Consider the following 20,339-nt stretch of genomic DNA (forward strand, 5'->3'; position numbering starts at 1 on the left):
TGGAATCGTCATCATCCATTCCGGTTCGCACAAATCTCTTGTAAGACACGCTTCATGCGACGGCGCCCGGTTCGGGCTGAAAACGCGTCCGGTGCGGCCGACCCTGATCGGGGGCTCATGCCGGAGCTGTCGAGGCCTCGACCGGGGAGAGATCCCCGGCCGCCTGGCGTCTGCGCGACTGTAGCCTGTGGTGTCGTCATCGACCGTCACATCGCTGCCGGATCTGAAACGCGGCTTCCTGTTCGGCCCCTTCGGGCACAGGCGGCATGCAGCGGAGAGCGTGGAATGACCATGAGCGGTGAGACGACGGAGCGCGGGCTCGTTCTCGGCCTCGGCTGCCGGCCTGGTGCAGCCGTCGCCGACATCCTCGATCTCGCTTGCGCCGTGCTGGCAGATGCCGGCTACCCCAAGCTGCCGCTTCACGCCATCGCCTCGCTTAACGCTCGCGCCACCGAGCCGGCCATTCTCGCTCTTGCCCATCATTTCGCCGTTCCGCTCCTGACATTCGACGCCGCCCGACTGGAGGCGGAGACGCCGCGCATCGCGACGCCATCGCCGGACGTCTTTCGCCTGACCGGATGCCATAGCGTCGCGGAGGCATCGGCCCTTGCCACTGCCGGGCTCGGTGGACGGCTGGTGGTGGAAAAGCGTGCCTCCCGCCAGGCGACCGCTGCCGTGGTGGAAGCCGAGTCGAAACAGGTGCTTGCCGCGATGTCTTCGACTTGTTTGGCCGCATCCTCCCAGATGGAATCATGCTCTCCCGCCCTGGAGCTGGTGGGATGAGCGTTTTCCCCTTCGAAGGCCTGCCGCTGATGGCGCCGGGCGCGGTCTGGCTCGTCGGTGCCGGCCCGGGCGATCCCGGCCTGCTGACGCTGCATGCGGTCAACGCCCTGCGACAGGCGGATGTCATCGTTCATGACGCGCTGGTGGATGCCGCCTGCCTGTCGCTCGCGCGGCCCGATGCCGTGCTGGAGTTCGCCGGCAAGCGCGGCGGCAAGCCCTCGCCGAAGCAGCTGGATATCTCTTTGCGCCTTGTCGCGCTCGCCCGGGAGGGCAAGCGGGTGCTGCGGCTGAAGGGTGGCGATCCCTTCGTTTTTGGTCGTGGTGGCGAAGAGGCTCTGGTGCTGGTCGAGCACGGCATTCCCTTCCGGGTCGTGCCCGGCATCACCGCGGGTATCGGCGGTCTCGCCTATGCAGGCATTCCGGTCACCCATCGCGACATCACCCATGTCGTCACCTTCCTCACGGGGCATGATTCCTCAGGCCTCGTGCCGGATCGCGTCGATTGGGCGAGCGTCGCCAAAGGCTCACCCGTCATCGTCATGTATATGGCCATGAAGCATATCAGCGAGATCACCGCGAACCTCCTGGCCGCCGGCCGCGCGCCGGACGAGCCTCTCGCCTTCGTCAGCAATGCGGCAACATCCCGCCAGTCGGTTCTCGAAACGACGCTGGGGCAGGCCGCCGCCGATGCCGCCTCCGCCGGCGTCTCGCCACCGGCCATCGTCGTGCTCGGCGAGGTCGTGCGGCTGCGCTCCGTGCTCGACTGGCTCGGCTCCGCGCAGGCCGATGCGGCAGTGGCGAGGGAACGCACGGCATGAGCGGCATCCTGATCGCCGCCCCGTCTTCCGGCTCCGGCAAGACCACCATCACGCTCGGTCTTTTGCGTGCCCTCAGCCGGTGCGGCGTCGCGGTATCTCCCGGCAAGGCGGGCCCGGATTATATCGATCCCGCTTTCCATACGGCGGCCTGCGGCATCGCCTGCGTCAACTACGATCCCTGGGCCATGCGTCCTGCCTTGCTCGACGCGCAGGCATCCCGCGCGCGGGACGAGGGCCGCCTTCTGGTGATCGAGGCGATGATGGGCCTTTTCGATGCGGCGATGGACGGCACCGGCGCGCCGGCCGATCTTGCCGCGTCTCTGGGTCTGCCGGTCGTGCTCGTGGTCGATTGCGGCCGCATGGCGCAGTCGGTGGCGGCGCTGGTGTCCGGCTACGCCCGCTTCCGCGCCGACGTGCAACTTGCCGGCGTCATCCTCAACAAGGTCGGTAGTCCCAAGCACGAGGCCATGCTGCGCGGCGCGCTTGATGCCATCGATATGCCGGTGCTCGGCGTCATCGGCCGCGATCCGGGCCTTGCCTTGCCCGAGCGGCATCTCGGCCTCGTGCAGGCCGGCGAGCATGGCGGGCTCGATCTCTTCATCGACCACGCCGCCGATGCCGTCGAGGCGGGCTGCGATCTCGACGCGCTGGTGGCGCTCGGACGTCACGCCCGTCCCGTGCAGCCTGCAACGGACCACGTCGTCGCCATGGACCCGCTCGGATCGCGAATCGCGGTCGCGCGCGACGTTGCGTTTGCCTTCGCCTATCAGCACTTGCTGGCGGGGTGGCACGCAGCGGGCGCGAGTCTCTCCTTCTTCTCTCCGCTCGCAGACGAGGCGCCGGCAGACGATGCCGATGCCGTCTATCTCCCCGGCGGCTATCCGGAACTGTATGCGGGTACGTTGTCGGCCGCCGAAACCTTCCGCGCGGGCATGCGGGCTGCGGCTCTGCGCGATGCCCGTGTCTTCGGCGAGTGCGGCGGCTACATGACGCTTGGCGAGGGGCTTGTCGATGCGTTGGGCACGCGCTACCCGATGCTCGGCCTCCTGCCGCTGACCACCAGCTTTGCCGAACGACGCCGGCATCTCGGTTACCGCCGCATCCGGCCGCTGGATGAAACGGGATTCTTCAAGCCGATGATGGCGCATGAATTTCATTATGCGACGATCGTGTCGGAAGGTGACGCCGCGCCGCTGTTCGCGGTCGAGGATGCCGCAGGCACCTCGCTCGGCACCGCCGGCCTTCGCGCCGGAACGGTTGCCGGCTCCTTCATGCACCTGATCGACCGCGCGCCCGAACACACCGCGGCGGAGCCGGCATGACAGCGCCGATCCAGCACGGCGGCGGCCTCTCGCGGGCAATCGCGCAATATGGCGGCACCGCGGAGGACTGGCTGGACCTCTCCACCGGCATCAATCCCTGCCCACCGCCGCTGCCGGACATTCCCGCATCCGCCTGGCACCGGCTGCCGGATGCGGATCTCGTGCACCGCACCGAAATGGCCGCTGCCGCATTCTACGGCACCGGGGAGCACCGTCCGCTGGCCGTGCCGGGCACGCAGTCCGTTATCCAGCAATTGCCGGCTTTTGCACCGGCGGGCCGTCCGGTCGCAATCCTTGGGCCGACCTATGGCGAGTATCATCGGGTCTTGTCGCTGTCGGGTCTCCCCGTCGATCTGATCTCGGATATCAGCGAGCTTCGCCCCGATCACGGTCTCGCCATCGTCGTCAATCCGAACAACCCGACCGGCCGCCTTCTGCCGCGAGACACGCTGCTCGATATCGCCGACCGCATGACCGCGCAGGGCGGACGGCTGGTCGTGGACGAAGCTTTCGGCGACGGGGTGTCGGGAAACAGCGTTGCCGCCGAGGCGTTCGCGCATCCCGGTCTTATCGTCTTCCGCTCCTTCGGCAAGGTCTTCGGCCATGCCGGCATCCGCCTCGGCTTCGTCATGGCCGTGCCCGACGTGCTCGAGGCACTGGCCGCAGCACTCGGCCCCTGGGCCGTCTCCGGGCCGGCACTGGCTGTTGCTGAACAGCTTTTGCACGGCGATATCGAAGGCCTTCGGTTGCGAATCGCCGAGCGGAAGGCCGGGCTGGACGAGGTTTTGTCAAAAGCTGGCCTCCGCACGATCGGGGGCACGCATCTGTTCTCGCTTATCGAGGTCGCCGATGGCGCTGCCTTGCAGCACGCGCTTTGTGAGCGGCATATCCTCACGCGCAGCTTCGATTACGCTCCCGGCTGGGTGCGAATTGGCCTGACGCCCGATCCGGCATCCGACCTCCGGCTTCTCGACGCCCTTCGCAAGGTTGCTGCCTGATGCGCCTTCTCATTCTCGCGGCCGGGCTTGCAATCGATCGCGTCGTCGGCGATCCCGATTGGCTGTGGCGCCGCCTGCCGCATCCCGTCGTGCTGTTCGGCACGGCAATCGCCGCCTGCGAACGCCGGATGAACCTGCCGCATCTCAGCGACGAGCAGCTTCGCAGACGCGGCGTGGTGGCGATATCAGGGCTCCTTCTCCTGTCCGCTGTAATCGGCCTTCTCATCCACCTCGCGCTGTCGTCGCTCGGTCTTGCCGGCGCCGCGATCGAGGCCCTGACCGTCGCGATCTTCCTCGCGCAGAAGAGCCTGTCCGATCACGTCCTGCGCGTGGCCGCCGGCCTTCGGGAGGGCGGTCTTGCTGGTGGAAGGCAGGCGGTCGCGATGATCGTCGGGCGCGATCCCGAGAGCCTCGACGAAGCCGGCGTCTGCCGGGCCGCCATCGAGAGCCTTGCCGAGAACTTCTCGGACGGAGTCGTGGCGCCCCTCTTCTGGTATGCGATCTGCGGTCTCCCCGGATTACTCGCGTACAAAATGCTGAACACCGCCGATTCGATGATCGGTCATAAGACCGAGCGCTATCTCCACTTCGGCCGGGCGTCGGCACGATTGGACGATCTCGCAAATCTCCCGGCTGCGCGGCTGTCGATGCTTCTCATTGCGGGTGGAGCGTGGTGGCGGCTTGGCCAGCGGGCAGGGCGGGATGCGCTGTCCGTCGCCCTGCGCGATCAGGGGCTTCACCGGTCGCCCAATTCCGGCTGGCCGGAGGCGGCGATGGCGGGAGCGCTCAATCGTCAGCTCGCCGGCCCCCGCCTTTACGCCGGTGGCCGGGTCGAGGAGCCGATGATGAACGCTGCCGGACGGCCGGTCGCCACGGCAGACGACATTTTGCGCGGCGTCAGTGTCTTCCACGCCGCCTGCACGCTGGCGCTGGCTGCGGTGGTCTCCGCAGCCGTATTTCAGGATCTATTTTAACGCTCTGTTTCCACTGCTGTTTAAGTCTTTCTCCGTCCTCCTCCGGTAGTATGATCCGCAGTGGGGACATCGTGCCGTTGCGGTACGCTAGGGGGATCGGATGCGTCGTTTTTTTCTCGCCGCTGTGGCGGTATCGTGCATGACCATGGCAACCGCTGTCATGCCGGACACGGCAAGTGCGGCGACGCTCGTCGCCCGCATCAGCCTTGCCAGCCAGACGATGACGGTCACCGAAAACGGGATCGTCCTGCATCAATGGCAGGTTTCCACGGCGCGCCGGGGCTATGTCACGCCGCAGGGCAGCTGGAGTGCTAAGTGGCTCTCCCGCGATCACCGCTCGCGGAAATACAACGACGCGCCCATGCCCTTCGCCGTCTTCTTCAACGGCGGCTATGCCGTGCACGCCACCTTTGATCTGAAGCGCCTGGGCCGGCCGGCGTCGCATGGCTGCGTACGGCTGCATCCGCGGAACGCGGCGGCGTTTTTCTCGCTGGCGAGCCAGGCCGGATTGAGGAACACGCGCATCATCATCGCCGACTGAAGATCGCCCCCGGAGGTCGCCCATGCTGCAACGCGGTCCTTTCGGCAACAGGGCCGCGCAAAAATCCCGGCACGGCCGGAAGGCCATTGGCTTTTCCTGCGCAGTTACCCTATAGCTTCGGCAAAACTTGCCACTCAAAGAGGTCCGCGCGTGACAGCCACATTCGACAAGGTCGCCGATATCATTGCAGAAACCAGCGAGATCGATCGCGAGACGATTACGCCGGAAAGCCACACGATCGACGATCTGGGCATCGACAGCCTCGATTTCCTCGACATCGTGTTTGCGATCGACAAGGAATTCGGCATCAAGATTCCGCTGGAAAAGTGGACGCAGGACGTCAACGAAGGCAAGGCGACGACCGAGGAATACTTCGTTCTGAAGAACCTCTGTGCCAAGATCGACGAACTGCGCGCTGCCAAGGCCTGATCGGCCTTTCCACCTGCACCCGTTCCGCGATGCCGCCTGACGCCGCTCTTGCGCGCTTGACAGGCGGCATCGCCGTTTCTACCTGACGGCCTCGAACGCAATGTCCGGGTGCCGCCGTCACCGGTCCCTCGATGCCTGTTGCGGATCTCCCGTCATGGGTTTGAAACTGGTCAGCGGATGATGTCTTATGCTGCTTGAATATTTCCAGATGATCGACCGTGTCGAGGCCGTCGACATGACGGCAAAGACGTTGCGCGCCCGCTCCGTCGTGCCGGCCCAGAGCCCGGTCTTCGAGGGGCATTTCCCGGGCTATCCGCTCGTCCCCGGCGTCCTCCTCATCGAGACGATGGCGCAGGCCTCCGGCTTTCTCGTGCTGGCCGTGACCGATTTCGCCGCGATGCCGTTTTTGATGACCGTGGATGGCGCCAAGATGCGTTCCTTCGTCGAGCCGGAAGCTGTGCTCGACATCGAGGTCGTGCTGGAGCATGACGGCTCGGGCTTTGCGGTCACGAAGGCGAAGATCTCGTCCGCGGGAAAGCGGATTGCCGATGCCCAGCTGAAATTGAGGACCGTCCCGTTCGACCAGCTGCCGCTTGGACCCCTCGTTCGCAAGCGGGCGGAAGAGGTCGGGCTCATGGCGGCGCTGGCCGCCCAGCTATCCCCGGAAACGCCCCCAGAATCGCTCAAGGAGTGACCGCATGAAGGCCGCCAACGACGTCGTGATCACCGGGGTGGGGATCGTCACCAGCCAGGGCGTGGGTGTCGCGCCGCATGTCGCCATGCTCACGGCGGGCGAGGCGCCTGCGGTTGTGGTGGAGACGGAGCGCTTCGCACCCTATCCCGTCCACCCGCTGCCGGCCATCGACTGGTCGGCCCAGATCGCCAAGCGCGGCGACCAGCGGCAGATGGAGAACTGGCAGCGCCTCGGCGTGTTCAGCGCGGGCCTCGCGCTCGACGATGCCGGGCTGAAGGACGACACGGACGCTTGCGGCACCATGGACATGATCGTCGCGGCCGGCGGCGGCGAGCGCGACATTGCGGTCGACAGCCTGATCGTGGATGAGGGTCTGAAGCGCAACGACCGCGAACATCTGCTGAATGAAAAGCTGACGACCGAACTGCGCCCGACGCTGTTCCTCGCGCAGCTCTCCAACCTGATGGCCGGCAATATTTCCATCGTCCACAAGGTCACGGGCTCCTCGCGCACCTTCATGGGCGAAGAGGCCGCCGGCATTTCCGCGGTCGAAACGGCTTTCGCCCGCATCAAAGCGGGCCAGTCCAGCCATACGCTGGTCGGCGGCGCGCTGTCGGCCGAGCGGCTCGATATCATCCTGCTCGTGGAAGCGCTTCAGGCGCACGCGATCGGTCCATGGCGTCCATTGTGGTCGCGCGCGGACGGTGAGGGCGGCGGCATCATTCTCGGCTCGGTCGGCGCTTTCCTGGTGCTCGAATCGCGCGAACATGCCGAAGGCCGCGGCGCGCGGATCTATGCGACCATCGATGCCGTCGGCGGCGACCGCGGCAAGCGCGATGGTGGCGGGCTGGAACGCCGGCTCGATCAGTTGAGCGAGGCCGCACCGGGCGAGGACACGATCGTGTTCTCCGGCGCCAGCGGTCTTGCCGGTCTCGCGGCGCAGGAACGGAGCTGGCTGGACAAACGCTTCCCCAATGCGCCGGTGCGCGGCTATAGCGGCGCCGTCGGGCACGGGATCGAGGCGCAGTTTCCGCTGGGTCTTGCCTTGGCCGCGCTTGCGCTCGATGCCGGGGCCGTCGTACCGCCGTTCGATCCCTCCGAACCGTTGATGACGCGCGCCCCGAAGCACGCCATCGTCACGACGCTCGGCCACGGCAGAGGCGAGGGGATCGCCGTACTCACAGCGCATGCCAGCGCGGGCGCAGAGGAGCTTTCGTCATGACCAATGCCTATAAGGACCATCTGGGCCGCCCGCTGATCGCCGTTACCGGCATGGGCGTCATCACGTCGCTCGGCCAGGGTCTTGAGGACAACTGGGCCGCGCTGACTGGCGGCGTGTCCGGCATCCACAAGATCACCCGCTTCCCGACCGACGGACTGTCGACGCGGATCTGCGGAACGGTCGATTTCATCGATGTTCCCAACGAAAACTCCGTCGAGCGGTCCTACGCCATGGCGCGGGAGACCACGCTGGAAGCGCTGGCGCAAGCCGGCATTTCCGGCGATTTCGACGGCCCCCTCTTTCTCGCTGCGCCGCCGATCGAGCCGGAATGGAGCGCACGCTTTGCGCTCGCCGACCGCTCGCCGCCGTCGGAAAAGCCGGCCGATGCCTATAACCGCTTTCTCGCCGCCATGCGCGAAAAGGCCGATCCGGTGTTCTACGAGGCCGCCCTGTTTGGCGCGATCTCCGAGCGTCTGTCCGACCGGTTCGGAACGCGCGGGCTCCCGGTGACCTTATCCACCGCCTGCGCCTCGGGTGCCACAGCGATCCAGCTCGGCGTCGAGGCCATCCGCCAGGGTCGCACGACCCGCGCGCTGACCGTCGCAACGGACGGCTCGGTGAGCGCGGAAGCGTTGATCCGCTTCTCGCTGCTCTCGGCCCTCTCCACCCAGAACGACCCGCCGGAAAAGGCTTCAAAGCCGTTCACGCGCGATCGTGACGGTTTCGTCATCGCCGAGGGTGCCGCCACGCTGGTGCTCGAATCGCTCGAAGCCGCCGTCGCCCGGGGCGCAAAGGTTCTGGGCATCTTGAAGGGCTGCGGCGAAAAAGCCGATCTCTTCCACCGCACGCGCTCCTCGCCGGATGGCGGGCCTGCCATCGCCTCGATCCGTGCGGCGCTGGCCGATGCCGGCATTGCCGAGAGCGATGTCGGCTATGTCAACGCGCACGGCACCTCGACGCCCGAGAACGACAAGATGGAATATGGCGCGATGTCCGCCGTCTTCGGCGAAGGGCTTGCCCGCATCCCGGTCTCCTCGAACAAGTCGATGATCGGCCACACGCTGACCGCGGCCGGCGCCGTCGAGGCGGTATTTTCTTTGCAGACGATTCTCACGGGCACGCTGCCCCCGACCATCAACTACCAGAACCCCGATCCGGCCATTGCCCTGGATGTGGTGCCGAACGTCAAGCGCGATGCGCAGGTGACAGCCGTGCTCTCCAACTCCTTCGGCTTCGGCGGACAGAATGCCAGCCTGGTCATGACGGCGGAACCGGCCTGAGGCCGGCGGCATTGACGACCTCGCGGAAACGATAAGGAAAAGACCATGCGCGCGCTGCAACTGATCGACGACCGGAAGCTCGAAGTCACCGACCTGCCGGAGCCGGACGCACCCGGTCCGGGCGAAGTGACGCTGCGCGTCAAGGCCGTGGCGCTCAACCATATCGACGTTTGGGGTTGGCGCGGCATGGCGTTCGCCAAGCGCAAGATGCCCCTCGTCATCGGCGCTGAGGCTGCCGGCGTGGTCGAGACCATCGGGCCGGGCGTTGCCAACGTCCTGCCGGGTCAGCTCGTGTCGATCTACGGCGCCCGCACCTGCGGCCTCTGCCGTCCCTGCCGCGAGGGCCGCGACAATCTCTGCGAACATGTGAGCGGCGTTCACGGCTTCCACCTCGATGGTTTCGCGCAGGAGAAGGTCAATCTTCCCGCCCGCCTTCTCGTGCCGGCACCGCCCGGCATCGATGCCGTTGCCGCAGCGCTTGCGCCCGTTACCTTCGGCACGGTGGAGCACATGCTGTTCGACAATGCGAAGCTCGAGCCGGGCGAGACGATCCTCATCCATGCCGGCGGGTCCGGCATCGGCTCGGCGGCGATCCAGCTCGCCAAGAAGATCGGCTGCACCGTCATCACCACCGTCGGCTCCGACGACAAGATCGAGAAAGCCAAGGCGCTCGGCGCCGATCACGTCATCAACTACCGCACCGACCGTTTCGAAGGCGTGGTGCGCAAGCTGACAAAAAAGAAGGGCGTCGATGTCGTGTTCGAGCATGTCGGCAAGGACACCTGGGCCGGCTCCATGCTCTGCATGAAGCGGGGCGGGCGCCTCGTCACCTGCGGCTCCACCTCGGGCGTTTCCGCGGACATGAACCTCATGATGCTCTTCCAGCAGCAGCTGAAGCTTATCGGCTCGTTCGGCTGCCGGATGGAGAACATGGCGAATGCCATGCAGAAGATGGCGCGCGGCCTCGTTCATCCCGTCATCGATACGGAAGTGACCTTCGAAAACATCGATCGCGCGCTGGAGCGCATGGAAGGCCGTCAGGTGTTCGGCAAGATCGTCCTGCGGCTGGATTGATCCGGTGCGCATTCTGATCACGCGGCTCGTTCTCTTCTACAGGCACGCGAGCGACTGGATCGTGGCGCAGCTGGCCTTCCTGCCGCTGATGCTGCTGAAACTGCTTCCACCGGATACGGCACTCAATTTCATGGACCGCGTGGCGCGGCTTGCCGGCCCGCGCTTCATGCGGGGCCGTCATCTGTTGACGCTCGCCAACCTGCGCGCCGCCTTCCCGGAGAAGAGCGAGAGCGAGATCGAAGCGATCGCGCTGGAAAGCTGGGGCTCCATCGGCCGGCTTGCCGCCGAATACGTCTTTCTCGACCGGTTGTTCGACTACGATCCGGCACGCGGCACGCCAGGCCGGGTGGAGGTGGTCGGCGCGCCGATCTTCCTCGACCTGCGCGACAACCCGCGTCCCTTCATCGTCTTCACCGGCCATACCGGCAGTTTCGAGATGTTGCCGGTTGCAGGATCGGCGTTCGGTCTCGACGTCACCGTGCTCTTCCGCCCGCCGAACAATGCAACCATGGCGAAGAAGGTCTATGATTTTCGTGCCAAGCGCATGGGAACTCTGGTGCCGTCCCACGCCGGATCGTCCTTCACGCTGGCGCGCAAGCTGGACGAAGGGCAGGGGATCGGCGTTCTGGTCGATCAGAAGTTCAAGAAGGGCTTGAGCACCACGTTTTTCGGACAGCCGGTCAAGACCAATCCGCTGCTCGCCAAGCTCGTGCGTCAGTTCGGCTGCGAGGTTTACCCGGCGCGCTGCATCCGCTTGCCCGGCAATCGATTCCGCTTGGAGATCGAGCCCGCCGTCGCGATTCCCCGCAAGGAGGGCGGCAGCGTCGATGTCGAGGCGACGGCGCAGCTTCTGAACGACACGGTGGAGCGCTGGGTACGGGAATATCCCGGCCAATGGCTGTGGTATCATGATCGCTGGCAGGTGAAGCGCAAGCTGGCCCGCGAGACGAATACGAAAATGTAGACGGAGAAGCCTTCGGTTGGCTTTCTCAGCGTCGGCGTGCCTTATAAAAAAGGCATATGAAATTCGTGATATCGCGAAGGATCGGTTGAACGACGTCGTCGCCTGTGTAGAGTGAAACCGCGCATTTTCAGGCGTTTCGTTAACATGGTGTCATGCGGTCGGAATAGACATTTCCTGTCTGTTTGCGGTGACGCATGGGTGTGGGGATAAAGTCGTGAAGACGCTGATCGATTTGTTCTGGGTGAAATACAGCCAGATCCAGCAGGCAGTGACCGGCGGGGAAACCTTGCTGATCGACGTCCTCGACAGAGAGATCGAACCCCTTTTGAAGGCGATCGAGAGCGAACGTGCAAAGACGGTCGCTGATGCTCGCCTGCAGTTCCAGTTTCTGCTGGATCTCCTGAAGAAGGAGGCCGACGACTGCTCCAATGTCATGCGACACAGCAATGTGCTGTCGGATCTTGCCGAGCGCTATTTCGTCGAGTCGGAAACCGGAAATCTGATGGTGCGGTACCCAGGCATCGCCCCGGAACGGACTGCACTGCTTCCGAAGGTCCGGGCGGATGAGGGGCTGTTGAACGAGGCCATTCTCGACAGTCTGCCGGACCGTGTCTGTGTCGTCACGCCCGATTACCGCTATCTCTATGCGAATGTCCTTCACGCACAGCATGTCCATCAAACCCCGCTGTCCCTGATCGGGCGGACGATTCTGGAATTCGCCGGGCTTCAGTTCTTCGAGGACAACCTGAAACCCCGCCTCGACCGCTGCTTTGGCGGCGAGACGGTGGATACGACCTATGCCCGCGAAATCGGTGGCCGGACGATCGTGATCCGGTCCCGCATGACACCGTGCCGCACATCGACAGGGCAGATCATCGGCGCCATCATCGTCTATCAGGAACTCGCCAACCGTCGTCGCGCCATCGCGGCCTGAGTGAGCGGCCGCCGGCAAATTCAGGCCGTCGCGTCTCCTTCGCCCTCCAGAAGAGCCTTGAGCCGGGTCAGATCTTTCCGCACCCACGCGATATCGCGTGCGAAGCTGTCCTCACTCGTATCGGCCTGCTGCAACAGTGTGAACACGACCACGGCTCCCGAGCCGTTCGGTGTCACGCGGAAAGCGTTGTAGGTTGTCACGCCTGTTTCCTCGACGACCGTATGGTCCATCACGCCGAGATCGTTCGCAGGCGTGAAGAATATCCTGACGGTTCCGAGTGGCCCGCTCGCAACCCAGTGATCGCCGGCAGGCTGGAGCCCGCTTGCAAGCCCCGATGCCCAGAGTGGCATCGTCTCGGGGCGGCTCGCATAGGCATAGACCGTGCCCGCATCCCGCTCGATGACGACCTCGATGGTTCGCACGTTCATCGTCATTTCGCTCTCTCCCTCTCCTCTTCGAGCATTCGCGGCGGTGCAGGCGCGGACACCTTTGCAGGACGTCCTCGCGCTGCTGCGACATCTGTCGGCATCGGAGAGGAAATGTAGCTTCGAACGTCAACAATGTCTTGTGGTTCACGCTTTCCGGTGCCAAAACTTGCCGCGTTCACCCATTCGGCAACCGGCTGCAACGGTCGGCACTGCGGGTACGACACATCAATGGAACGCCCGCCGATGACCGGCATCCCCGCGTTCCAGGATCTAATGGAGGCATACACGTGGCACAGGCGGAAATCGGCCTAATCGGGCTCGGCGTCATGGGGTCCAACCTCGCGCTCAACATTGCCGAGAAGGGCAACACGATCGCAGTGTTCAACCGCACGGTCGAGCGTACGAGAGAGTTCTACGAAGAGGCAGGCGATCTCAAGGATCGCATCATCCCCTGCGAGACGATCGAAGAGTTCGTTGCGGCGATCAAGCCGCCGCGGCCGATCATCATCATGATCAAGGCCGGCGAAGCGGTCGACCAGCAGATGGAAATCCTGAAGCCGCACCTCGAGGCGCACGACATCATGATCGATGCCGGCAACGCCAATTTCCGCGATACGATGCGCCGCTTCGACACCCTGAAGGATAGCGGCCTGACCTTTATCGGCATGGGCGTCTCCGGTGGTGAGGAAGGTGCACGCCATGGTCCCTCGATCATGGTCGGTGGCCTGGAAGAAAGCTGGACGCGCGTCGAAAAGGTCCTGACCTCGATTGCTGCCCGCTATGAAGGTGACCCTTGCGTGGCGTGGCTCGGCGAGAACGGTGCCGGACACTTCGTCAAGACCATCCATAACGGCATCGAATATGCTGACATGCAGATGATCGCCGAAATCTACGGCATCCTGCGCGACGGGCTGAAGATGAGCGCGACCGAGATCGCCGAGGTTTTCGCGACCTGGAACAAGGGCCGCCTCAATTCCTTCCTGATCGAGATTTCCGAAATCGTGCTCCGCGCAGACGACCAGCTCGGTTCCGGTCCGCTCGTCGATGTCATCCTCGACAAGGCGGGCCAGAAGGGCACCGGCAAGTGGTCGGTGATCGAGGCGCAGAACATGGGCGTGCCGGCCACCGGCATCGAAGCGGCCGTCGCTGCCCGTAGCCTGTCGTCGATGAAGACCGAGCGTGAGGCTGCCGAGAAGATCCTCGGACTGCCGGACGTGCCGCCACTGTCGATCGGCGACAAGGCCGCCTTCCTTGCCGATCTCGAAAATGCCCTGCTTGCGGCAAAGATCGGCGCCTATGCGCAGGGCTTCGCCGTCATGGCCGCGGCCTCCCGCGAGTTCGGCTGGAACCTGCCGATGCCGACCATCGCCCGCATCTGGCGTGCCGGTTGCATCATCCGCTCGCAGTTCCTCGACGAGATCACCAAGGCGTTCACCGAATCGCCGGATGCCGCGAACCTCATCGTCACCCCGGCCTTTGCCGCCATGGTCAAGGAAACCGACGGTCCGCTTCGCCGCGTGGTCTCCACCGCCGTTCTCGGCGGTCTCCCGGTCCCGGCACTCGCCTCGGCGCTCGGCTACTTCGACAGCTACCGCCGCGCCCGCGGCACGGCCAACATGATCCAGGCCCAGCGCGATTATTTCGGCGCCCATGGCTATGACCGCACGGACGGCAAGGACTCGCATCACGGCCCGTGGGGCAGCGGCCTCGTCGCCGAACGCTCCTGATCTGAAGGGTCGAACGACCTGACGAAGAAAGGCCGCGCGGCGTATGTCGCGCGGCCTTCTTGCTGTTCTGAGAGAGGCGTCGTCAGCTCTTCGATCTGTCGAGGCCGCTCAGACTCTGAAGCTCTTCCGGCGGTCGGCCGGCGATGCGGGCGAGGACCGCCTTGGCGAGCTCGTGGCCGGCGTGGCGGATATCTTCCTTCATGGTGATGACCTCCGGGCGCAGCCAGCCGAGGAAATCGCTCGGCACCTTTGAGACGACGTCGATGTCGGCGCCGATCTTGCGGCCGGTCGCTTCGATGGCGGCGATCAGGGCGATGGTTCCCGCACCGCTCCCCGAGACGATGCCATCCGGTACCGCTCCGCCGCGCAGCAGGGTTTCGAATGCGGTGCGGATGTCGATCAGCGAATGGTCGATATCGACGGTGTCGAACGGGATGGTCTCGACGCCGAAGTCGCGTACCGCGCGGTCGAACCCGTTGCGCATGTGCCGGTGATAGGTGAGGTGCGGCGGCGGCTGCAGCAGCGTGAGGCGACGGCGCCCGCGCTCCACCAGCGCCCGCACGGCGGCATAGGCGAAGCCCTCATTGTCATAGTCGTGATAGGGATGTGCCAGCCCCATATCGGTGCGTCCATGGGTGGCGAATGGGAAGTTTCGTTCCAGCATCAGCGCCACGCGGGCGTCCTTCGGCTCCGTGCGCGAGATGATGACGCCATCGGCGGCACCCGTGTCCAGCACGTAGCGAACCGGCGCAAGGGCGTCCCGCGAGGGGCTGTAGGGTGTGACGACGAGGTGGTAGGGCGTGGCCGCCAGCACTTCGGAAATGCCGACGACGATCGGGCTGGTGAGACCCATGATCTCCTCCTCCAGCGACAGGACGAGGCTGATGACGTTGGTCTTGCCGGTCCGCAGTCTCACGCCTGCGCGGTTCGGCTGGTAGCCGACCTGGCGCGCGACGAGGCGCACGCGCTCCTTCGTTTCCGCGCCGATATCGGGCGCGTCCTTCAATGCGCGCGATACGGTGGTGATGCCGAGCCCGGTCATGAAGGCGATCGTCTTCAGCGTCGGGCGGTCGTTGCCGGGGAGGTGGAGTTGCGCGCCGCCGGTCTGCGGGCCGGCCTGCGCCGCCGTTTGTGGCAAACCATCGGTTTTCGTCGTCTCGTCCATCGATGCCTGCCCTTCCATCCGGTCCATGCAACCGGTGTGCCGCCGATCATCCTAGCCGGTTCGACGCGGCTTGACCAATTTCACCCATGCCGTGCCTACACGAAAAATCTGTAACGATACAGTTGATCGTGACGATCTTTTGTAGCTCTCGGATCAGGTTGCAATCTTCGGACGATGCTGGAGCGACGCAAAAATGATTGTTGCACTGCAAATCGGCATGGTGCGAGGAATGAAAGCAATGATGGCGAATACGACGCCTATTCAATGATCTTATTGCACCTCAATCCATATGCTGCACCGCATTTTGGTGGAGAATACGACCTTGCTGTCATGACGAGAATTCGCCTTTAGGTGGAATTACAGGACTCTCAGAAAATTTAACGGTTGCTCTGTTGCGTGCTTGGAGCACATCCGCTACGTTTTTACGGCAACGTTACAGTGAGGGAGGATACTCATGATGACACGCTTTCGCGCAGCAATTCTGGCTGCCGGTGTGGTACTGCCGCTCGGTGCGGCTCATGCCACGGATCTGGAAGTAACGCATTGGTGGACGTCCGGCGGGGAGGCTGCGGCGGTCGCGGAATTGGCCAAGGCGTTCGATGCGACCGGCAACAAATGGGTGGACGGCGCGATTGCCGGTTCGGGCGGCACGGCACGCCCCATCATGATCAGCCGCATCACCGGCGGCGACCCCATGGGCGCCACACAGTTCAACCATGGCCGACAGGCCGAGGAGCTGGTGCAGGCCGGCCTGATGCGCGACCTGACCGATGTCGCCACCGCTGAAAAGTGGAAAGAGGTCATCCGGCCGGCGAGCCTGCTCGACGCCTGCACGATCGACGGCAAGATCTATTGCGCACCCGTCAACATCCACTCCTGGCAGTGGCTGTGGCTCTCCAACGCGGCCTTCAAGACGGCCGGCGTCGAAGTGCCGAAGACCTGGGACGAATATGTCGCGGCGGCCCCCGCGCTGGAGAAGGCCGGCATCGTTCCGCTGGCACTCGGCGGTCAGGCCTGGCAGTCTGCCGGTCTGTTCGATGTTCTTCTTCTGTCGCTCGGCGGCAAGGACGTTTACTTCAAGGCTTATGGCGACAAGGACGAGGCTACGCTGACGGGGCCTGATATGGCCAAGATCTTCAAGGCGGCGGATGACGCTCGGCGCATGGCCAAGGGTTCGAACGTTCAGGACTGGAATCAGGCGACCAACCTCGTCATCACCGGCAAGGCCGGCGGGCAGGTCATGGGCGACTGGGCGCAGGGCGAGTTCCAGATCGCCAACCAAAAGGCAGGCACCGACTATTCCTGCCTCCCCGGTCTCGGCGTCAATGCCATGATCTCGACCAACGGCGACGCTTTCTATTTCCCGTTGCTCACCGACGCGGCGAAAAGCGAGGCGCAGGGCGTTCTTGCCAAAACCATCATCGATCCCGCCACGCAGGTCGCGTTCAACCTCAAGAAGGGCTCGCTGCCCGTTCGCGGGGATGTCGATATGTCGGCAACGAACGACTGCATGAAAAAGGGTCTCGATATCCTCGCCAAGGGCGACGTGGTCAAGAGCGCGGACGAGTTGCTTTCGGCCGACATCCAGAAGCAGAAGGAGGACCTGTTCTCCGAATTCTTCGCGAGCACGACAATGACGGCCGAGGACGCGCAAAAGCGCCTTGCCGGCATCATCGCCTCCGCCGAGTGATGAAGCGGTGGCGGCCTATCGCCGTCACCATCCCCAACCAGCGATCACCCTCCGCATTCACCACCCGGGCCTCGACGAGGCCCGGGACCGCCCCGCCCTAGTTTCATGTTTGCCGCGCTCCGCCCTTCAGGGAGAGCTACGAGGAGGCGCCTGCCGATGACGGTTCCAGCGACGACAGCTGCCCCACCGGCCCGGAAATCCACCCGGCCGAACCAGTATTTCCGCAATATGAGCGCGAAGATCGCGTCCATCCCGATGATCCTCACCGCCGTCGTCATCTTCGCGGGCGGCACGCTCTGGACGGTGCTCTATTCCTTTACCAACTCGCGTTTGCTGCCACGCATGAGCTTCGTCGGCCTCGACCAGTACGAGCGCCTGTGGGCAGCACCGCGCTGGACGATGTCGATCATCAATCTCGGGATCTACGGCATCTTCTCGCTGATCTTCAGCCTGTTGATCGGCTTTCTGCTCGCCGCGCTGATGGACCAGAAGATCCGGTTCGAAAACACCTTCCGTACGATCTTCCTCTATCCCTTCGCTCTCTCCTTCATCGTCACCGGTCTCGTCTGGCAGTGGATCCTCAATCCGGAGTTCGGCATCCAGTCGGTCATCCGCTCGCTCGGCTGGACGTCCTTCCGCTTCGATCCGCTCTACGATCCCGCTCTGGTCATGTACGGCATCCTGATCGCAGCGCTCTGGCAGGGAACGGGCCTCGTCATGTGCCTGATGCTGGCCGGGCTGCGCGGCATCGACGGGGAGATCTGGAAGGCTTCGCGCATCGACGGCATTCCCGCCTGGAAGACCTATCTCTTCATCGTCATCCCCATGATGCGGCCGGTCTTCATCACCACGCTCGTCATCATCGCCTCCGGCATCGTCAAGGTCTACGACCTCGTGGTGGCGCAGACCAGCGGCGGCCCGGGCATCGCATCCGAAGTGCCGGCGAAGTACGTCTACGACTACATGTTCCAGGCCCAGAACCTCGGCCAGGGCTTTGCAGCCTCCACCATGATGCTGCTGGCCGTCGCGATCATCATCATTCCCTGGGCCTATCTCGAATTCGGAGGACGCAAGCGTGGCTGATATCGCCTCCCTCAACACCACCGCCGTCGCCATCGACGCCACCAAACCGCAATTGGCCGCCGGGCCCCGCGGCAAGCGCCCGGCGCGCGCCTTTTCCGGCACCAACATCATGGTCTACGGCACGCTGCTGGTGTTTGCCTGCTACTACCTGCTGCCGCTCTACGTGATGGTCGTGACCTCGCTGAAGGGCATGCCCGAGATCCGGCTTGGGAACATCTTCTCGCCCCCGGTCGAGATCACCTTCGAGCCCTGGGTGAAGGCCTGGTCGAGCGCCTGCACCGGCCTCAATTGCGATGGCCTGTCGCGCGGTTTCTGGAATTCGGTGCGCATCACGGTACCCTCGACCATCGCCTCCATCGCGCTCGCCTCGATCAATGGCTATGCGCTGGCCAACTGGCGCTTCAAGGGGTCCGAGACCTTCTTCATCGTCCTGATCATCGGGGCGTTCATTCCCTATCAGGTCATGATCTACCCGCTCGTCATCATCCTGCGCGAACTCGGCATCTACGGCTCGCTCACCGGCCTCATCATCGTCCATTCGATCTTCGGCATGCCGATCCTGACGCTGCTCTTCCGCAATTACTTCGTCTCGCTGCCGGAGGAGCTGTTCAAGGCGGGGCGCATCGACGGGGCAGGGTTCTGGATGATCTATTTCCGGATCATGTTGCCGATGTCGCTGCCGATTTTCGTGGTCGCCATGATCCTGCAGATCACCGGCATCTGGAACGACTTCCTGTTCGGCGTCGTGTTCACCCGCCCCGAATATTATCCGATCACCGTCCAGCTCAACAACATCGTCAATTCGGTGCAGGGCGTGAAGGAATACAACGTCAACATGGCCGCCACGCTGCTGACCGGCGCCGTTCCCCTCATCGTCTATTTCGTTTCCGGGCGCCTGTTTGTCCGCGGCATCGCCGCCGGCGCCGTGAAAGGCTGATCCTCATGACGTCAAGCGTTTCCATCCAGGATCTGTCGCTGAGCTTCGGCGCAGTCACCGTTCTCGAAAACCTCAATCTCGATATCCGCGACGGCGAGTTCCTCGTGCTGCTCGGTTCGTCCGGCTGCGGAAAATCGACCCTGCTCAACTGCATCGCCGGGCTTCTGGAAATCTCCGACGGGCAGATCTTCATCAAGGGCAAGAACGTCACGTGGGAGGAGCCCAAGGACCGCGGCATCGGCATGGTGTTCCAGTCCTATGCGCTCTATCCGCAGATGACCGTCGAGAAGAACCTGTCCTTCGGGCTCAAGGTCGCCAAGATGCCGCAGCCGGAGATCGACAAGCGCGTGGCCCGCGCCGCCGAGATCCTGCAGATCCAGCCGCTTCTGAAGCGCAAGCCGGCCGAGCTTTCCGGCGGCCAGCGCCAGCGCGTCGCGATCGGGCGGGCTCTTGTGCGTGATGTCGATGTCTTCCTGTTCGACGAGCCGCTGTCGAACCTCGACGCGAAACTGCGCTCCGAACTGCGCGTCGAGATCAAGCGGCTGCACCAGTCGCTGAAGAACACGATGATCTACGTAACGCACGACCAGATCGAGGCGCTGACGCTCGCCGACCGCATCGCCGTCATGAAGAGCGGCGTCATCCAGCAGCTTGCCGATCCGATGACGATCTACAACGCACCCGAGAACCTCTTCGTCGCCGGTTTCATCGGCTCGCCGTCGATGAACTTCTTTCGTGGCACGGTGGAGGAGAAGGGCGGCCGCAAGATCGTGCACGTCGGCGGCGTCGATTTCGCGATCGACGCCTATCCCGCCCGCGCGCCGATCCTCTCCGGCACCAACGTCGTGCTCGGCATCCGCCCGGAGCATGTGACGGTGGACGAGGTGCCGGCCGGCGGCGATGCGCATGCGGCGGTGGTCGATATCGAGGAGCCGATGGGCGCGGACAACCTTCTCTGGCTGAAGCTTGCCGGGCAGACCATGTCGGTGCGGATAGCCGGGTCGCGCCGATATGCTCCAGGGTCGCAGGTCCGCCTCGGCATCGACATGGGCATGGCCTCGATCTTCGATTCGGGCACGGAGCAGCGGTTGTGATGGCAAGTGCTTTGATGTGCCGCTGCCCCTCACCCTAGCCCTCTCCCCGCAGGTGGGCAGAGGGGACGTGCCTCAAGGCCGCTCCAAGTCCCTTCTCCCCGCCTGCGGGGAGAAGGTGGCGGCAGCCGGATGAGGGGCTGCAACCTCGCAGCGAGCTGAGGGATTGCGGCCGTATCGCAGAA

General features: G+C 64.3%; 20 protein-coding genes. 18 read left to right on the top strand and 2 right to left on the bottom strand.

All coding sequences use genetic code 11. The annotated features are described in order from the left end of the window. The first annotated feature begins 285 nt into the window (after positions 1-285). From C8J33_RS02905 to C8J33_RS02965, 13 genes are all read left to right on the top strand, one after another. Positions 286-783: a cobalamin biosynthesis protein gene (locus tag C8J33_RS02905; RefSeq protein ID WP_132663081.1), complete on the top strand. Its 498-nt coding sequence runs from the start codon at positions 286-288 to the stop codon at positions 781-783. Beyond that, entirely contained in the window at positions 780-1,601 is an 822-nt protein-coding gene (gene cobA / locus C8J33_RS02910; protein ID WP_132663082.1) for a uroporphyrinogen-III C-methyltransferase, read from the top strand. The genes C8J33_RS02905 and cobA overlap by 4 nt, the downstream gene beginning before the upstream one ends. After that, positions 1,598-2,923, top strand: a complete 1,326-nt coding sequence (locus C8J33_RS02915; RefSeq protein ID WP_132663083.1) for a cobyrinate a,c-diamide synthase — start codon at positions 1,598-1,600, stop codon at positions 2,921-2,923. Before cobA ends, C8J33_RS02915 begins: the two co-directional genes overlap by 4 nt. Then, positions 2,920-3,921, top strand: a complete 1,002-nt coding sequence (cobD, locus tag C8J33_RS02920) for a threonine-phosphate decarboxylase CobD (RefSeq protein WP_132663084.1) — start codon at positions 2,920-2,922, stop codon at positions 3,919-3,921. Before C8J33_RS02915 ends, cobD begins: the two co-directional genes overlap by 4 nt. Beyond that, positions 3,921-4,895, top strand: a complete 975-nt coding sequence (gene cbiB, locus C8J33_RS02925) for an adenosylcobinamide-phosphate synthase CbiB (protein WP_132663085.1) — start codon at positions 3,921-3,923, stop codon at positions 4,893-4,895. The genes cobD and cbiB overlap by 1 nt, the downstream gene beginning before the upstream one ends. Positions 4,896-4,995: 100 nt before the next feature. Next, positions 4,996-5,436 (top strand): L,D-transpeptidase, encoded by a 441-nt coding sequence (locus C8J33_RS02930; protein WP_132663086.1) that lies wholly within the window; start codon positions 4,996-4,998, stop codon positions 5,434-5,436. Between the two features lie 150 nt (positions 5,437-5,586). Then, positions 5,587-5,865 (top strand): acyl carrier protein, encoded by a 279-nt coding sequence (locus C8J33_RS02935; protein ID WP_110728080.1) that lies wholly within the window; start codon positions 5,587-5,589, stop codon positions 5,863-5,865. A 187-nt stretch (positions 5,866-6,052) separates the two neighbouring features. After that, positions 6,053-6,559, top strand: coding sequence for a 3-hydroxyacyl-ACP dehydratase FabZ family protein (locus C8J33_RS02940; protein WP_110799097.1), 507 nt, complete (start codon positions 6,053-6,055; stop codon positions 6,557-6,559). 4 nt (positions 6,560-6,563) lie between these two features. Continuing rightward, a complete protein-coding gene (locus C8J33_RS02945) occupies positions 6,564-7,781 on the top strand; it encodes a beta-ketoacyl-ACP synthase (RefSeq protein ID WP_132663087.1) in 1,218 nt (405 codons plus the stop codon). Continuing rightward, a complete protein-coding gene (locus C8J33_RS02950; RefSeq protein ID WP_110799095.1) occupies positions 7,778-9,061 on the top strand; it encodes a beta-ketoacyl-ACP synthase in 1,284 nt (427 codons plus the stop codon). Before C8J33_RS02945 ends, C8J33_RS02950 begins: the two co-directional genes overlap by 4 nt. A gap of 45 nt (positions 9,062-9,106) precedes the next feature. After that, positions 9,107-10,135, top strand: a complete 1,029-nt coding sequence (locus tag C8J33_RS02955; protein WP_110799094.1) for a zinc-binding dehydrogenase — start codon at positions 9,107-9,109, stop codon at positions 10,133-10,135. A gap of 10 nt (positions 10,136-10,145) precedes the next feature. Then, positions 10,146-11,099, top strand: coding sequence for a lipid A biosynthesis lauroyl acyltransferase (locus C8J33_RS02960; RefSeq protein ID WP_132664428.1), 954 nt, complete (start codon positions 10,146-10,148; stop codon positions 11,097-11,099). A 214-nt stretch (positions 11,100-11,313) separates the two neighbouring features. After that, entirely contained in the window at positions 11,314-12,033 is a 720-nt protein-coding gene (locus C8J33_RS02965; RefSeq protein WP_132663088.1) for a PAS domain-containing protein, read from the top strand. A 20-nt stretch (positions 12,034-12,053) separates the two neighbouring features. Here the strand turns inward: C8J33_RS02965 and C8J33_RS02970 are convergent, their stop codons facing one another. Further along, positions 12,054-12,467, bottom strand: a complete 414-nt coding sequence (locus C8J33_RS02970) for an SRPBCC family protein (RefSeq protein ID WP_132663089.1) — start codon at positions 12,465-12,467, stop codon at positions 12,054-12,056. Positions 12,468-12,748: 281 nt separating this feature from the next. Here C8J33_RS02970 and gndA point away from each other — a divergent pair, with 281 nt between their 5' ends. Beyond that, positions 12,749-14,188, top strand: a complete 1,440-nt coding sequence (gndA, locus tag C8J33_RS02975) for an NADP-dependent phosphogluconate dehydrogenase (protein ID WP_132663090.1) — start codon at positions 12,749-12,751, stop codon at positions 14,186-14,188. Positions 14,189-14,270: 82 nt separating this feature from the next. On the opposite strand, the gene C8J33_RS02980 is transcribed toward gndA, so the two are convergent. After that, on the bottom strand, positions 14,271-15,353 hold the full coding sequence (locus tag C8J33_RS02980) for a LacI family transcriptional regulator (RefSeq protein ID WP_132663091.1): 1,083 nt from the start codon (positions 15,351-15,353) through the stop codon (positions 14,271-14,273). A gap of 454 nt (positions 15,354-15,807) precedes the next feature. Here C8J33_RS02980 and C8J33_RS02985 point away from each other — a divergent pair, with 454 nt between their 5' ends. From C8J33_RS02985 to C8J33_RS03000, 4 genes are all read left to right on the top strand, one after another. Further along, complete coding sequence (locus tag C8J33_RS02985) at positions 15,808-17,043, top strand: ABC transporter substrate-binding protein (RefSeq protein WP_132663092.1); 1,236 nt, start codon at positions 15,808-15,810, stop codon at positions 17,041-17,043. A 156-nt stretch (positions 17,044-17,199) separates the two neighbouring features. After that, positions 17,200-18,126 (top strand): carbohydrate ABC transporter permease, encoded by a 927-nt coding sequence (locus C8J33_RS02990; RefSeq protein ID WP_110799089.1) that lies wholly within the window; start codon positions 17,200-17,202, stop codon positions 18,124-18,126. Then, positions 18,119-19,063 carry a carbohydrate ABC transporter permease gene (locus C8J33_RS02995; protein WP_132663093.1) on the top strand — a complete coding sequence of 315 codons (945 nt, stop codon included), beginning with the start codon at positions 18,119-18,121 and terminating at the stop codon, positions 19,061-19,063. Before C8J33_RS02990 ends, C8J33_RS02995 begins: the two co-directional genes overlap by 8 nt. Before the next feature lie 5 nt (positions 19,064-19,068). Next, complete coding sequence (locus C8J33_RS03000; protein ID WP_110799087.1) at positions 19,069-20,157, top strand: ABC transporter ATP-binding protein; 1,089 nt, start codon at positions 19,069-19,071, stop codon at positions 20,155-20,157. The last annotated feature ends 182 nt before the right edge of the window (positions 20,158-20,339 follow it).

The organism is Rhizobium sp. PP-CC-3G-465, assembly GCF_004343445.1.
Classification (GTDB): domain Bacteria; phylum Pseudomonadota; class Alphaproteobacteria; order Rhizobiales; family Rhizobiaceae; genus Ferranicluibacter; species Ferranicluibacter rubi.

Excerpts from the sequence above, each read along its gene's own strand:
- C8J33_RS02905 (WP_132663081.1), top strand. The coding sequence starts at position 286 with ATGACCATGAGCGGTGAGACGACGGAGCGCGGGCTCGTTCTCGGCCTC.
- cobA (WP_132663082.1), top strand. The coding sequence starts at position 780 with ATGAGCGTTTTCCCCTTCGAAGGCCTGCCGCTGATGGCGCCGGGCGCG.
- C8J33_RS02915 (WP_132663083.1), top strand. The coding sequence starts at position 1,598 with ATGAGCGGCATCCTGATCGCCGCCCCGTCTTCCGGCTCCGGCAAGACC.
- cobD (WP_132663084.1), top strand. The coding sequence starts at position 2,920 with ATGACAGCGCCGATCCAGCACGGCGGCGGCCTCTCGCGGGCAATCGCG.
- cbiB (WP_132663085.1), top strand. The coding sequence starts at position 3,921 with ATGCGCCTTCTCATTCTCGCGGCCGGGCTTGCAATCGATCGCGTCGTC.
- C8J33_RS02930 (WP_132663086.1), top strand. The coding sequence starts at position 4,996 with ATGCGTCGTTTTTTTCTCGCCGCTGTGGCGGTATCGTGCATGACCATG.
- C8J33_RS02940 (WP_110799097.1), top strand. The coding sequence starts at position 6,053 with ATGCTGCTTGAATATTTCCAGATGATCGACCGTGTCGAGGCCGTCGAC.
- C8J33_RS02945 (WP_132663087.1), top strand. The coding sequence starts at position 6,564 with ATGAAGGCCGCCAACGACGTCGTGATCACCGGGGTGGGGATCGTCACC.
- C8J33_RS02950 (WP_110799095.1), top strand. The coding sequence starts at position 7,778 with ATGACCAATGCCTATAAGGACCATCTGGGCCGCCCGCTGATCGCCGTT.
- C8J33_RS02955 (WP_110799094.1), top strand. The coding sequence starts at position 9,107 with ATGCGCGCGCTGCAACTGATCGACGACCGGAAGCTCGAAGTCACCGAC.
- C8J33_RS02970 (WP_132663089.1), bottom strand. The coding sequence starts at position 12,467 with ATGACGATGAACGTGCGAACCATCGAGGTCGTCATCGAGCGGGATGCG.
- C8J33_RS02980 (WP_132663091.1), bottom strand. The coding sequence starts at position 15,353 with ATGGACGAGACGACGAAAACCGATGGTTTGCCACAAACGGCGGCGCAG.
- C8J33_RS02985 (WP_132663092.1), top strand. The coding sequence starts at position 15,808 with ATGATGACACGCTTTCGCGCAGCAATTCTGGCTGCCGGTGTGGTACTG.
- C8J33_RS02990 (WP_110799089.1), top strand. The coding sequence starts at position 17,200 with ATGACGGTTCCAGCGACGACAGCTGCCCCACCGGCCCGGAAATCCACC.
- C8J33_RS03000 (WP_110799087.1), top strand. The coding sequence starts at position 19,069 with ATGACGTCAAGCGTTTCCATCCAGGATCTGTCGCTGAGCTTCGGCGCA.